The following is a 14011-nucleotide window of genomic DNA, read 5'->3' on the forward strand; positions in this document are numbered from 1 at the left end:
GGCCTCCCCACACCTATGCGTCCCGCCACCGCCTGCGCCGATCCCCCGGTGCGCCAGTCCCCGCTCGCGGCGCTGGTCGCCGCCTACGCCCGCCGCGACCCGCCGGCGACGGTGATGATCGTGGGCAACGCCCCGCTGGCCCCCGACCCGGCGCGCGCCGCCCTGGTCGACGCCGCCGACCTGGTCGTGCGGATGACCACCTTCGCGGTGGACGCGCCCGGCGGGCCGCCCGCGCTCGGCAGGCGCACCGACGTGGTGGTGCTGCACCGCGGCATCGTGGCGGGGCCGCACACCTTCGCCGACTACACCGCCCGGCTCTACCTGCTGGTCGAACCCGGGCGGCTGCACTGGGAACCGGAGGTCATCCCGGACTGGTGGCCCACCGACCTGGGGTTCGTGCCGGTGCCCAACGCCGAGTTCACGGTGCCGCTCAACGGGCTGCTCGGCTTCGACCCGCGGCAGCCGGTGTGGTCGACCACCGGGACGATGGCCGCCTACCTGTTCACCGAGCTGTTCCCGACCGCCACCGTGCGGATGACCGGCATGTCGATCGTGGACCGGCCGGACCAGACCACCTTCGCCCACGCCTGGGGCGAGTCGGTGCGGGTCACCGCCGAGCACCGGCTGGCCGCCGAGGCCGCGCTGCTGCGCGGCTGGATGGAAACCGGAAGGATCGAGGTGCTGTCGTGACCGAGGTGGTCGGCGTGAACCAGCGGGTGCTCGATGGCTTACGCGGCACGGCCCGACTGGTGACCGCCCCGGTCTGGCGCAGGCTGCGCCCGCGCATCGAGGCCATCGCCCGGGACCAAGCGGCCCCGGCACTGGTCGCGGCCAACCGGCGGGCCGACCGGACCGACCGGGCGATCGACGAGGTGCGCGGCGAGCTGGTGGGTCGGATCGCCGAGCTCGAGGGCAGGCTCGGCGAGGTGGGCGCGGCGCTGGCCTGGCTCGACGGCGAGCACCGGCGGATCGCCCCGCAGCTCGCGGCCCTGGAGTCCCGGGTGGCCGAACTCGAACACGCGGCCGCGGCGGTCGAGCCTGACGCGGTGGTCGAGCCGGTCTCGGCGGCAGCGGTCCTTGAGCCGGACACCGCCTCGGTCGCGGCGCTGGTGGAGGAGATCAGGGTCGAGCACGCCCGGGTCCGTGCCCGCCTCGGCCTGGTGTCCCGCTACGAGGAGCGCATCACCCGCCTGGAACGCGCCCAGGACTCCTGACCGGAGCGGAAGAGGCCACCCCGGGATCCGGGATGGCCTCTTCGAGTAGTGGACTTCTAGAGGTACTGCCCGGTGCCGCCGCCCCGCAGGGCAGGGCCCTCGGGCGCCTCCGCCGCCGGGCCGACGCCCGGCGGGAGGCCGCGGCGCATCTGCTCGAGTTGGACGCGGGCGGCCATCTGCTGGGCGAACAGGGCGGTCTGGATGCCGTGGAAGAGGCCTTCCAGCCAGCCGACCAGCTGGGCCTGGGCGATCCGCAGCTCGGCGTCGGAGGGGGTGTGCTCCTCGGTGAACGGCAGCGACAGCCGTTCCAGCTCCTCGCGGAGCTCGGGGGCCAAGCCGTCCTCCAGTTCGGCGATCGAGCGCTTGTGGATCTCGCGCAGCCGGTTGCGGCTGGCCTCGTCCAGCGGGGCCGCGCGGACCTCCTCGAGCAGCTGCTTGATCATGGTGCCGATCCGCATGACCTTGGCGGGCTGCTCGACCATGTCGCCGACTGACTCGCCGGGCGTCTGCGCGCCGTCGGGGATCCGGGCGGTGCCGAGGGGGGAGCCGTCCGGACCCACCACCATGACGTGGTGTGCCTGGTCGGCGTCGTCGGGTCCGTTGGTGGGTTGAGTCACCCCGCCGAGGGTAGTCGAGCGGCGCCGCCGCGCCGCCCCAGGCAGCGCCGGATCAGCCGCTTCTCGTACGGTGTGGCGCATGGCGTTCGACGTCGCTCGTATCCGTGGGCTGTTTCCCGCGCTGGGTGACGGCTGGGTCCACCTCGACTCGCCCGCGGGCATGCAGGTCCCCGAGCAGGTGGCGACCGCGGTGTCGACCGCGCTGCGCGCCCCGGTTTCCGGCCCGGGCGGGGTGTTCCCGGCCTCGCAGCGCGCCGAGGCCATCGTCGACGCCGCCCGCCGCGCGGTGGCCGACCTGGTCGGCTGCGACCCGGCGGGCGTGGTGCTGGGCCCCAACAACGCCGTCCTGCTGGCCAGACTGGCCGAGGCCCTGGGCGACGGCTGGCTGATCGGCGACGAGATCGTGCTGTCCCGCCTGGACCACCAGGGCAACACCGCCCCCTGGCTGCGGGTCGCCCAACGCGCGGGCGCGACGGTCCGCTGGGCCGAGATCGACATCGAGACCTGCGAGCTACCCGCCTGGCAGTACGAGAACCTGGTCTCCCACCGCACGAAGGTGGTCGCGGTGACCTCGGCCTCGGGCGCCGTGGGCACCAGACCGGACCTGAACAAGATCGCCGACGTCGCCAAGGCCCGCAACGCGGTCGTGGTGGTCGACGCGTCGTCCTCGGCCCCGTTCGTCCCCCTGGACATCCACGCCATCGGCGCCGACGTGGTCGCGGTCTCCGCGAGCGCGTGGGGCGGCCCGGCGGTCGCCGCCCTGGCCTTCGCCGACCCGGCGATGCTCGACCGCCTACCGGCCAGCTCCCTGGACCCACGCGCCCAAGGCCCGGAACGCCTGGAACTGGGCCCACACGCCTACCCACTACTGGCGGGCCTGGTCGCCTCCGTCGACTACCTGGCAGGCCTCGACGACACCGCCACCGGCACCCGCCGGGAACGCCTGCTCACCTCGCTCAGCTCGGCCAAGTCCTACCAGGCAGGCCTGCTGTCCCGCCTCATCGGCGACCTGCGGGGACAACGCCACGTGATGGTCATCGGCGACGCCATGCGCCGGATCCCAGCCCTGGCCTTCACCGTGGCCGACCTGAAGGCCCAGGACGCCGTGGTACACCTGGCAGAGCGCGGCATCTGCGCCTTCGCCGACGACAGCCCGAGCGGCGTATTCGCAACCCTGGGCGTAGGCGAGGTAGGCGGCGCGGTCCGAGTCGGACTGGCCCACTACACGAACTCGGTAGAGGTGGACCAACTGGTAGAGGCCGTCGCCGCCCTACGCGCCTGACACCCCAAACCGCGCCGCCCCACCAGGCTCTCACCAGACCCCAGCCAGACCACATCGAGATCCGGAGCCGCTGCCACCGCCAGCACCGCCACGGCCCGATCCTGGCCCTGGCCACAATCAACCTGCAGCGGAGCACCATCCCACCAACCTCACCCCCTCAGCACCCACCACCCAGCCGCAGCGGTGGGGCCGACCCCGCTGGAAAGCAAGGCCCGCTACGGATGCTCGATCTAGTGGACTCGCTTCGTGTGGGGGGAGAGCACCGCTAAACTTGCCGGTGGTGGGGAATGCCCTTCACCCGCCCTTTTTTCACCACCGCGGTGCTCTAGGGGCCCCGCGCGAAGTGAGTTCACTAGATCGAGCCCACTCCCTTACCTGGGCAACGAAGACGGCAACCTCACGACGCACGTCCAAGACCGAGTCCACGCTCGCGACCCGGCCAACGACGACGGCAGCGAGCCACAGACAGCTCAGCCCTCAACCACCAGCACCAACTTCCCGAACACCCCACCCCCCTCCAACACCCCATGCGCCCGTCCAGCCTCAGCCACCGGCAGCACCTCGTGCGTCACCGCCCGGACCCGCCCGTCCGCCACCATCGGCCACACGTACTCGGCCACCTCCGCCACGATCGCCGCCTTCTCCGCCGCCGGCCGCCCGCGCAGCCCGTTCGCGTGGATCGAGGCGTTCTTGCGCAGCAGCTGCCCGAGATTCAGCTCCCCGCTGGCTCCGCCCTGCATTCCGATCACGACCAGCCGCCCATTGCGGTTGAGGGCGGCGATGTTGCGCGACAGGTATTTCCCGCCCATGTTGTCGAGAATGACATCTGCCGCCACCTCCTCCTCGAACACACTGTCGCGATAGTTCAGCGTGATGTCGGCGCCCAATTCGGCGCAGCGGTTAAGCCGTTCGGCCGAACCGGCGGTGACGGCGACGGTCGCGCCCAGTGCTTTTCCGACCTGGATGGCGTGCGTGCCGATGCCGCCCGCGCCGCCGTGCACCAGCAGGGTCTCGCCCGCGCTCAGCCGCGCGGTCTGGACCACGTTGGACCACACCGTGCAGGCGACCTCCGGCAGACCTGCCGCCGTCACGAGGTCCACTCCGGACGGTATGGGAAGCAGTTGTCCCACCGGGACCGCGACTTTCTCCGCGTAGCCGCCACCGGCGAGCAGTGCGCACACCTGGTCGCCCACCTGCCAGCCGGTGACGCCCGCGCCGAGCGCGGCGACCGTTCCCGAGCACTCCAGACCGAGGATGTCCGAGGCCCCGGGCGGCGGCGGGTAGAAGCCCTGCCGCTGCAACAGGTCGGCCCGGTTGACCGCCGTGGCGGCCACCGCCAGCAGGACCTCGCCGGGTCCGGGCTCCGGATCCGGCGCCGTTGTCCAGTGCAGGACTTCCGGGCCGCCGGGTTCGCTGATCGTAATTGCGCGCATACGCCCACGTTATCCGGAACTTCGGATAGTCACAGTCCAACATGAACACTTGACCAGCGGCGATTTGCGAGCAAGAGTCACCGACGCCGGATTGTGCGGGTTCGGGTCGGGGGCCTGGTCGACACCGGCACTTTTCACCCCCACGAAGGGAAGTTGCCCATGTCGTCCCCAAGGACACCGGTCCGGGTAGGCGCCCTGCTGGTCGCCGCCTGCGCCGGGCTCGCGCTGGCCGCGGTGCCCGCCTCCGCCCAGGTCCAGCTGCCCGACGGCCCCGCGCTCGCGCGGAACCTGGTCAAGAAGGTCACGGTCTCGGGCGTCAACCGGCACCTGATCGCCCTGCAGCGCATCGCCGACAAGAACGGTGGCAACCGCGCCGCGGGCACCAAGGGCTACGACCAGAGCGTCGACTACGTCGCGGGTCTGCTGCGCGGTGCGGGCTTCGACGTCAGCACCCCGGCGTTCACCTACCCGGTGCAGATCAGCGACGCCGCCACGGCCAACGCGGGCGGCACCAAGGTCGACGCGTTCCCGATGGAGGAGTCGCCGCAGACCCCGGTCGGCGGTGTCACCGGACCGCTGGTGACCATCCCGCAGGACGCCACCCCGGGCTGCGAGGCCAGTGACTTCGCTGGCCTGCCCACCACCGGCGCGGTCGTGCTCGTGCGCCGCGGCGCCTGCACCTTCAACCAGAAGCAGGCCAACGCGGCCGCCGCGGGCGCGGTGGCGATCCTGGTGGCCAACAACGCCGACGGCCCCCTGCAGGGCGTCACCGTGGGCGAGGGCGCGACCATCCCGACCGGCGGCGTGAGCAAGGCCGACGGCGACACCCTGTTCGGCAAGAACGGCGTGTCCACCACCGTGGACATGCGGTTCCACGTCGAGGAGAAGCCCTCGCGCAACATCATCGCGCAGACCAAGACCGGTCGGAAGAACAACGTCGTGATGGTCGGCGCGCACCTCGACAGCGTCGAGGCGGGCCCCGGCATCAACGACAACGGCACCGGCAGCTCCACGCTGCTGGAGACCGCGCTGCAGCTGGGCGCCTCGCCCAAGGTGAGCAACGCGGTCCGGTTCGCCTGGTGGGGCGCCGAGGAGCTGGGCCTGGTCGGGTCGACCAAGTACGTCCAGTCGCTGAGCTTCGAGCAGCAGCTCGACATCGCGCTGTACCTGAACTTCGACATGCTCGGCTCGCCCAACTCGGCGTACTTCGTCTACGACGGTGACAACTCCGACGGCACCGGCGCGGGCGAGGGCCCCTACGGCTCGGCGCAGATCGAGGCGCAGCTGGCGGGCTTCCTCAACGCCACCGGCACCCCGACCGAGGGCACCGACTTCGACGGCCGCTCGGACTACGGCGAGTTCATCGCCAACGGCATCCCGGCGGGTGGCATCTTTACCGGCGCCGAGGGCGTCAAGACGCAGGCGCAGGCGGACAAGTGGGGCGGCCAGGCGGGCGTCGCGTACGACAAGTGCTACCACTCCAAGTGCGACAACCTGGGCAACATCGACCGCACCGCGCTCGACCGCAACGCCGACGCGGTCGCCTGGGTGACCGCGACCTACGCGATCAGCACCGAGGAGATCAACGGCGTGCCGCCGAAGAACGCCGTGGCGCAGTCGGCCAAGGCGGCGGCCCGCAAGGTCGCGGTGAAGACGCAGGCGAAGAAGCTGGTCAAGGCCAAGCACGCGCACGGCCTGGCCGCGTAGGCGGAAATCGTTATCTGCCGCCACTGCGGCATTCGGAGTAGGGAAGGGCCCCATGGCGACCACGCCATGGGGCCTTTCCGCTGCAGTTGGTCAGCCTCACGGGTGATCCATGCCTGCTTGGTAATGAACACCTCTTGACCAGGCCCCTCGTTCAGGTGAGGGTGTCACTCGCCGGAACACGGACCGCGTCGGGGCGGTCACGGGTTGCGGTCGTGCCCACCCGTGAATCCGAGGGGACCTGCATGCACAGAAGTCAGACGCTTCGCGTCGGAGCCGCCATCCTCGTGGCTGCCGGCGCGCTGGCGTTCACCACCATCCCGTCCTCGGCGGCGCCGATCGCGTCCGCCGAGCTCCCGGACGGCCCGGCGCTCGCGAAGAACCTGGTCAAGAAGGTGACGGGGGCCGGGGTCAACCGGCACCTCATCGCCCTGCAGCGCATCGCCGACAAGAACGCGGGCACCCGCGCGGCCGGTACCCCCGGTCACGTCCAGTCCGCGGAGTACGTCGAGCAGAAGCTGGTCGAGGCGGGCTTCGACGTCACCCGCAACGCCTTCCCGTTCACCTTCACCCAGACGCTGGCCGAGAAGCTGGTCGTCGCGGGCAAGACGGTGCCGATCTCGATCATGACCTACAGCCTGTCCACCCCGACCGGCGGCATCACCGCGCCACTCGTGGTCGTCCCCGCCGACGCCACCCCGGGTTGCGAGGCCGCTGACTACGTCGGCGTGACCGGCAAGATCGCGCTCGTGCAGCGCGGTGCCTGCCCGTTCGCGCAGAAGCAGCAGGCGGCGTTCGACGCGGGCGCGGTCGGCGTGGTCGTCTACAACAACGTCGACGGCCCGCTGACCGGCACGCTGAGCGACCCGGCCGCGGCCAAGCTCCCGATCGGTGGCGTCACCAAGGCCGACGGCGAGGCGCTGGTCGCCGCGTCCAACGGCGCCAGCACCACGCTGGAGCTGCGCGCGCTGCGTGAGGACCGCACGTCCTACAACGTGATCGCGCAGACCAAGACCGGCCGCAAGAACAACGTCGTGATGGCCGGTTCGCACCTCGACAGCGTGGTCGCGGGCCCGGGCCTCAACGACAACGGCTCGGGCAGCGCGGCGCTGCTGGAGACCGCGATCCAGCTCGGCGGCTCGCCCAAGGTCAACAACGCGGTCCGCTTCGCCTGGTGGAGCGCCGAGGAGCTGGGCCTGGTCGGGTCGAAGAAGTACGTCCAGGGGCTGCCGTTCGAGCAGCAGCTCGACATCGCGCTGTACCTGAACTTCGACATGATCGCCTCGCCGAACACCGGCTACTTCGTCTACGACGGCGACAACTCCGACGGTGTCGGTGCGGGCGAGGGCCCGTACGGCTCGGCGCAGATCGAGGCGGCGTTCGTGAACTTCCTGGGCGCCACCGGCACCCAGACGGAGGGCTCGGACTTCACCGGCCGCTCGGACTACGGCGAGTTCATCGCCAACGGCATCCCCTCCGGTGGCCTGTTCACCGGTGCCGAGGGCGTCAAGACCCAGGCGCAGGCGGACAAGTGGGGCGGTCAGGCGGGGGTGGCCTACGACAAGTGCTACCACGCCAAGTGCGACAACCTGGGCAACCTCGACCGGGTCGCCCTGGACCGCAACTCCGACGCGATCGCCTGGGTGGTCGGCACCTACGCGATCAGCACCGAGGAGATCAACGGTGTCCCGCCGCGCGACCTGCGCGCCAAGGCCCGCGTCGCGGCCAAGTCCAAGATGCGGCTGCAGCTCGCGGCCGAGGACGCCGCCGCCCACGGCGGCAACGAGGGCGTGGGCTGCATCCACGTCGACCAGGTCTCGGCGTAACACGGATAGTGCATGACGGGAAGGGCCCCTGCCGGAACTCCGGCAGGGGCCCTTTCGCTTACGCGAGAACGGGTTCCTCGTCCTTGACCACGACCTCGGTCTGCTCGGTCCTCTCCTGCGGCCGGGGGAGCAGGCTGATCGAGGCGAACCCGGCGGCCAGCAGGGTCGCGAACAGCGCGATCACCTGGTGCTTCACGCCTTCGATGCCCTCGGCCAGCGCCGCGAGCGGGAACTGCCCAACCGCGGTGAGCAGCAGGAACAGCACCACCACACCGAGCTCGCGCGACCCGCGGCGCAGGGCGCGGATGCCCAGCCAGGCGATCAGCAGCCACAGCGGCAGCAGGGCGAACAGCCCGGCGGGGGCGATCAGCCCGGTGATCCCGGAGAGGACGGGGACGCGGTACTCCTTGGCCTTGGCGGGCAGCCCGGCGTCGGCGCCGAAGTTGCCCATGTTCGCCGGGCGCCCGGTCAGCAGGTCCTCGGCGGCCTGGTTGAGGATCTGCGCGGTGCGCACCGGGTGCGAGGCGTAGTAGCGCACGATGTTGCCGTTGCTGATCTTGTCCCGGTACTTCGGGTACTCGGGGTCGGTGTAGGCGGGCCTCGGGCTCCACCACTGCGTCCCGACGTACTGCGCGAACGACGCGGGCAACCCGAGATCAGCGAGGTCCTGGGCGGTGTCGTGCTTCCCGTCGACGATGCTGTCGAAGATCGCGTGGTAGGCGTTGGCCTCGCGGTACTCGGTGTTGGCGAAGTCCCCGGTGTTCTGCAGGGCCAACGTCCCCGCCCCGACGGCGACCACGACCACCGCGGCGGGCGCCCACTTGGCGACCCCACGCCCACGGTCGCCGACGGCCAGCACGACCACCGCGATCACCAGCAGCGGCAACACCATCAACGTCTGCGACTTGGCGTTGACCCCGAGCACCCCACCGGCCACGACGACGGCGACCCCCAGCCAGCGCTGGAAGCCGGGGCGCCGCAGGAGGAGCAGCCCACCGGCCATCAGCAGCAGCCCGGCGAACGCGGCCCCCTCACTGATCACGGAGGTGAGGTACCCGAAGAAGGCGGAGTCCAGCACGACCAACCCGATCACGAACGCGGCCAGCGCCCGGTACCACCCCCGCACCGGAAGCGCCCAGACCACAACGGTCAACCCCACGGCCACGACGAGGATGCCGATGGCCCCCACGACCTTCAGGTTCAGCCCAGGCGGGTCCCCGAGCACCTGCCCCAACCACAACGCGACCCGGTCGACCCAGAACTGCGACGACACGTACGAACTAGGACACGGCGCCGCGGGGGCGTAGAAGAACTGCACCACGCTCTCGGACACGCGGGCCCGGTCGTTCACCCCGAGCTTGCACAGCAGGCGCCAGCCGTCACCGTTGTCGGCGATCCCGACCGGCCGGGGCACCAACCACCGCACCACCAACACCGCCACCCACGCGACGAAGGTCCCCGCCCACTTCCACCGTTTCCACACCCGGCCCAGGGTAACTACCCACCCCCAGGTACCGCGTACGCCCCGCACACCCCACCGCGACCACCGAGCAAGCCCCATCCGACCTGGATTGATCTTCAGCGGTACCACCCGCGACCGCTTGCCGCGCACGGCGCCATGCCGGTAGATACCGTGCGCCATACGTCGGGCGGGTAATTAAGCAGCAGGTACAGGCAGACGTTGGGACCAGGATGAACTCTCCTACGCCACGCGGGACGGCAGCACGCGCGGCCACTAATCGTCGCTGCGCGGGGTGTGCTGCCGCACTAGCGCTCGACAACACCTCGCGGCTGTGTAACAAGTGTCGTCGGAAAAACTGCGACCGGCTAAACGCGCCTCCGCTGCCCGAACACGACTTCTGGAGCACCGCTGAGTTTGTCGACGCCTTTGCGACCCAACACATCGGAAAAGTCGTCAAAGTCTACCGACATCACCCGCTACACCTCCGGGTCTTCGGCAAGGCGTTGAGCCAGGAGCTACTTGGCAGGTGGCTAGGCATCGCCCAGGCCCAAGTCAGCAAGCTGGAGAACGGTAGGCCGAAACAGAACCTTGAAGCGCTCCGCGCCATTGCTCAGAAACTCCATCTGCCGCAGCATTTGCTGTGGTTTGATCTGCCCGAACAGAGTCGCCTTACCCCACCGCCGGTGCGGACAACAGATGACACCGCCGCCGATGTGTTCGGGACGATGACAATCGGGGATCTTGGCGATGTGAAATGTGCTGCCAGCGGGTATGGAGAAGTCCCGACGTGCGCCAGCCTGCTCGCGAACTACGAGCACCTTACCGACAACTACCGACAGATCGACTATCAGGCGGGTTCGCAGGCCATATACGCCGACACGGTGACTCACTTGCGTCGACTGATGGCAGCCTCCGATCAGGTGCCTTCCAGTCTCTATGCGCGATATGTCGGACTACTTGGCGATACCGCCCAACTGGCTACATGGCTTGCGATTGACCGTCAGGACTACACGGCGGCGCGACACCTCTGTTCCATTGCCTTGTCCAGTTCGGTAGAGAACGAAGACCTCGCCATGCACTCGTACGTGCTGGGTGTCATGAGCTACGTCCACTTGCATGCGAAGCGTGGGAACGAGGCCCTTCGACTGCTGGACAGCGGCCTGCGAATCGCCAATACGCCACGCTTCGGCGTTAGCCACGCCATCCGATCCTGGTTGTATCAGGCATCGGCGGAGGCGTACGCGTTCGCTGGTGACATGGAAGCAGGAGCAAAAGCGTTGGCTACCGCAGAACGCCTCTTCGATACCGTGCGAGTAGACGATATACCCGCTTGGCTGGGTTTCTACAACACCCAAGACCACGCAAATCGGCTCAGAGGGCGCGGCTTGCTCCGCCTCAGCGACGGTCGCGCAGCGATCGCAACCCTGGAGAACGCCTGCGAATCGTTACCCGAGCACTTTGTGCGGGAACGGTCCGGTGCAATGATTGATCTATCTGCTGCACACCTCTTGAGCGCGGGAAACGCCAAGCCTGAACCCGAAGCAGCCGCAGTCACAGCGCAGGAAGCTTGGCGGCTCGCCGTGATGACCAGGTCCAAGCGCAATCAGTACCGGGTGATCGAACTCCTTCCATCGTTCAATCCATACGCACACTTGAATGCGGTCCAGTACTTGACGTCTATGATCGACACCTCCGTTTGACACTCTTCAATGAAGGCATCACCCGCGCTGGGCCCCCGAGACGCTGAGACAGGTGTCCGGAAGGCCTAGGACGACCCGGTAATCCGGGGTCCGCCACGAGCGGCTGTCTCGGCCGCCAGTGCGGTGGCGGCCGCCCCTGTCCGCGCACAGGGGCGGCCAAAGGCCGCGGAGGCGGAGGGATTTGAACCCCCGGACGGTTGCCCGTCTTCCGCTTTCAAGGCGGATGCATTCGGCCGCTCTGCCACGCCTCCCTACCCGTCCAGACTAGCCAACGGTGGCTACGTCAGGTCGAGGTGTTCGATGACCCGCTCGAAGACCGCGGCGACGACTCGCTGTTCCTCCGGGGTCATCAGGTCCACCAGGTGCTCGCGGACGCCGTTCACGTGGACCGGGGCCGCTGAGCGCAGGGTGTCCATGCCGTGCGGGGTGAGTTCGGCGATGACGCCGCGGGCGTCCTCGGCGCAGCCGACGCGGCGGACCAGGCCCGCCTTCTCCAGCCGGGAGATCTGGTGCGACAGTCTGCTCTTCGAGGAGGCCAGTTGGCCCGCGAGCTGGCTCATCCGCATCTGCCAGGCCTCGCACTCGGAGAGGCGGACCAGCACCTCGTAGTCCGGCAGGGCCAGACCGTGGTTGTCCTGGAGTTCCCGGTTGAGCTGCTGGCGCAGGAGCTCGCCGCCGATCACGTACGCGCGCCAGGCGCGCATCTCGTCGGGGTCGAGCCACCGGGGGTCGGCTCTCACTGATGTCACGCATCCAGGTTACGGCGTTCACCTCATGGGCCTGGTCTTAGCCATCTGGCCACGGCAGACTCGCTTGCCTTGCGCTCGGTCGGGTGACCCGGGCGTGCGGACGGAGGACTGATGCTCGTTCCCAAGAGAATCGCGGCGGCGATCGCCACCGCGTGCCTTGCCGTGACCGGACTGGCGACCACCGCGACCGCGGCGCCGACCGCCACGACGGACCTGCGGCTGATCGCGTTCAACGACTTCCACGGCAACCTCCAGCCCCCGGCGGGCTCGTCGGGCCGGGTGACGCTGCCCAACGGCACGACGGTGGACGCCGGTGGTGCCGCCTACCTGGCCGCGCACGTGGCCAGGCTGCGCGGGGAGGCGCCGAACTCGTTGGTGCTCTCGGCCGGTGACGCGGTCGGCGCGTCGCCGCTGACCTCGGCGCTGTTCCACGACGAGCCGACGGTGGAGTTCCTGAACAAGATCGGCACCGACGCGGCGGTGATCGGCAACCACGAGTTCGACGAGGGCTACCGCGAGCTGCTGCGCCTGCAGTTCGGCGGCTGCCACCCGACCGACGGCTGCCAGTTCCGCCCGACCTTCCGCGGGTCGCGCTTCCCGTACCTGGGCGCCAACATCACCTTCGACAACGGCCTGCCCGCGGCGCTGCCGGTGTCGGTCAAGTTCGTCGAGGGCATCCCGGTCGGGGTCATCGGCGTCACGCTCAAGGACCTGCCGTCCGTGGTCACCCCGGAGGCGATCAAGGGCTTCCAGTTCGGCGACGAGGTGGCCGCGATCAACCGCACCTCGCGGCTGCTGGACCTGGCGGGCATCCGCGCCCAGGTCGTGCTGCTGCACCAGGGCGACAGCACCGAGGGCGGCGGCCCGGACGACTGCCGCACCCTGCCCGGCCCGGCCCGGCAGATCGCGACCGCCGCCTCGGCCTCGGTCGACGCCTTCTTCACCGGCCACAGCCACCAGCAGTACAACTGCGTGGTCAACGACCCGGCGGGCAACCCGCGGCCGCTGATCCAGGGCGCCTCCTTCGGGCGGCTGCTCTCGGTGGTCGACCTCAAGCTCGACCGCAAGTCCCGCGACGTGCTGCGCGCCCGGACCACCGCGCACAACGAGATCGTCACCCGCACCATCACCCCCGACGCGGGCGTGCAGGCGCTGGTCGACGAGGCGGTGGCCAAGTCCGGCCCGATCGCCAACCGGCAGGTCGGCACGATCAGCGCCGACCTGGTCCGCGCGGCCCCGGTCTCCGGCGAGTCCCCGATCGGCGACGTGATCGCCGACGGGCAGCTGGCGGCCACCCAGGGCAACCAGGCGCAGATCGCGGTGACCAACCCCGGCGGCATCCGCACCGACCTGACCTACGCCGGGTCCCCGGCCGGTGAGGGCAACGGCGTGGTCACCTACGGCGAGGCGTTCGCGGTGCAGCCGTTCAGCAACATCCTGCAGACGATCACGCTGACCGGCGCGCAGCTCAAGACCGTGCTCGAGCAGCAGTGGCAGCCGCAGGCCAACGGCACCACGATCACCCGCTTCCTGCAGGTGTCGGACTCGCTGCACTACTCGTGGTCGCAGTCGGGCACCCAGGGCAACCGGGTCTCCGCGGTCACCGTGGCCGGTCAGCCGCTCGACCCGGCCGCGTCCTACCGGGTGACGGTGAACAACTTCCTCGCCGCGGGCGGCGACGGGTTCACCGAGCTCGCCAAGGGCACCAATCTCAACGGTGGCCCGGTGGACCTCGACGCGTTCACCGCCTACCTCACGGCGCACCCGAACCTGGCGCCCCCGGCGCCCACCCGGGTCACCGTGATCCCGTAGCAGCTCGAAACGTCAAGGGGGACAGGCGAATCCGCCTGTCCCCCTTGGTTTTTCCCGGACTGTCCGACTGGGACGGGTTCACCCGGTCCGGGCCATGGGGTTGTCCTGCCGGGGTTCGAGGCGCACGATGGGAGGACGGCCGGCCCGCAGGACCACGCAGTCCGGAGGCAGTGGTCTCGAGCCCGCCGGGAGAGGTCAGGTGGTGCCGTGGC

11 protein-coding genes and 1 tRNA gene are annotated in these 14011 nt (G+C 69.9%); 7 read left to right on the forward strand and 5 right to left on the reverse strand.

Annotation, left to right across the window (positions count from 1 at the left end; translation table 11 throughout):
- The first annotated feature begins 48 nt into the window (after positions 1-48).
- Together QSK30_RS21115 and QSK30_RS21120 are read left to right on the forward strand one after the other, a co-directional pair.
- On the forward strand, positions 49-690 hold the full coding sequence (locus QSK30_RS21115) for a hypothetical protein (RefSeq protein ID WP_352231602.1): 642 nt from the start codon (positions 49-51) through the stop codon (positions 688-690).
- The gene (locus QSK30_RS21120; RefSeq protein ID WP_285505116.1) at positions 687-1214 is read left to right on the forward strand and encodes a hypothetical protein; all 528 of its coding nucleotides are present in this window, start codon (positions 687-689) and stop codon (positions 1212-1214) included. Before QSK30_RS21115 ends, QSK30_RS21120 begins: the two co-directional genes overlap by 4 nt.
- A gap of 56 nt (positions 1215-1270) precedes the next feature.
- On the opposite strand, the gene QSK30_RS21125 is transcribed toward QSK30_RS21120, so the two are convergent.
- Positions 1271-1780 carry a bacterial proteasome activator family protein gene (locus QSK30_RS21125; RefSeq protein ID WP_285505231.1) on the reverse strand — a complete coding sequence of 170 codons (510 nt, stop codon included), beginning with the start codon at positions 1778-1780 and terminating at the stop codon, positions 1271-1273.
- Between the two features lie 130 nt (positions 1781-1910).
- Between QSK30_RS21125 and QSK30_RS21130 the strand changes: the two genes are divergently transcribed.
- On the forward strand, positions 1911-3113 hold the full coding sequence (locus QSK30_RS21130; protein WP_285505118.1) for a cysteine desulfurase-like protein: 1203 nt from the start codon (positions 1911-1913) through the stop codon (positions 3111-3113).
- Between the two features lie 470 nt (positions 3114-3583).
- Here the strand turns inward: QSK30_RS21130 and QSK30_RS21135 are convergent, their stop codons facing one another.
- The gene (locus QSK30_RS21135) at positions 3584-4546 is read right to left on the reverse strand and encodes an NAD(P)H-quinone oxidoreductase (protein WP_285505120.1); all 963 of its coding nucleotides are present in this window, start codon (positions 4544-4546) and stop codon (positions 3584-3586) included.
- Positions 4547-4705: 159 nt separating this feature from the next.
- Between QSK30_RS21135 and QSK30_RS21140 the strand changes: the two genes are divergently transcribed.
- Positions 4706-6253: a M28 family metallopeptidase gene (locus QSK30_RS21140; protein ID WP_285505122.1), complete on the forward strand. Its 1548-nt coding sequence runs from the start codon at positions 4706-4708 to the stop codon at positions 6251-6253.
- A gap of 242 nt (positions 6254-6495) precedes the next feature.
- On the forward strand, positions 6496-8076 hold the full coding sequence (locus tag QSK30_RS21145) for a M28 family metallopeptidase (RefSeq protein ID WP_285505124.1): 1581 nt from the start codon (positions 6496-6498) through the stop codon (positions 8074-8076).
- A gap of 58 nt (positions 8077-8134) precedes the next feature.
- Here QSK30_RS21145 and wsfD read toward each other — a convergent pair whose 3' ends face one another.
- Positions 8135-9559, reverse strand: a complete 1425-nt coding sequence (gene wsfD / locus QSK30_RS21150) for a glycan biosynthesis hexose transferase WsfD (RefSeq protein ID WP_285505125.1) — start codon at positions 9557-9559, stop codon at positions 8135-8137.
- A 482-nt stretch (positions 9560-10041) separates the two neighbouring features.
- Between wsfD and QSK30_RS21155 the strand changes: the two genes are divergently transcribed.
- Positions 10042-11238, forward strand: coding sequence for a helix-turn-helix domain-containing protein (locus QSK30_RS21155; protein WP_285505126.1), 1197 nt, complete (start codon positions 10042-10044; stop codon positions 11236-11238).
- Positions 11239-11404: 166 nt separating this feature from the next.
- On the opposite strand, the gene QSK30_RS21160 is transcribed toward QSK30_RS21155, so the two are convergent.
- Positions 11405-11489 (reverse strand) — tRNA-Ser (locus tag QSK30_RS21160).
- 27 nt (positions 11490-11516) lie between these two features.
- On the reverse strand, positions 11517-11987 hold the full coding sequence (locus QSK30_RS21165) for a MarR family winged helix-turn-helix transcriptional regulator (protein WP_285505127.1): 471 nt from the start codon (positions 11985-11987) through the stop codon (positions 11517-11519).
- A 111-nt stretch (positions 11988-12098) separates the two neighbouring features.
- On the opposite strand from QSK30_RS21165, the gene QSK30_RS21170 reads away from it, so the two are divergent.
- On the forward strand, positions 12099-13799 hold the full coding sequence (locus tag QSK30_RS21170) for a bifunctional metallophosphatase/5'-nucleotidase (protein WP_285505128.1): 1701 nt from the start codon (positions 12099-12101) through the stop codon (positions 13797-13799).
- Positions 13800-14011: the final 212 nt, after the last annotated feature.

The sequence above is a fragment of the Actinokineospora sp. NBRC 105648 genome (assembly GCF_030269645.1).
Taxonomy (GTDB): Bacteria; Actinomycetota; Actinomycetes; order Mycobacteriales; family Pseudonocardiaceae; genus Actinokineospora.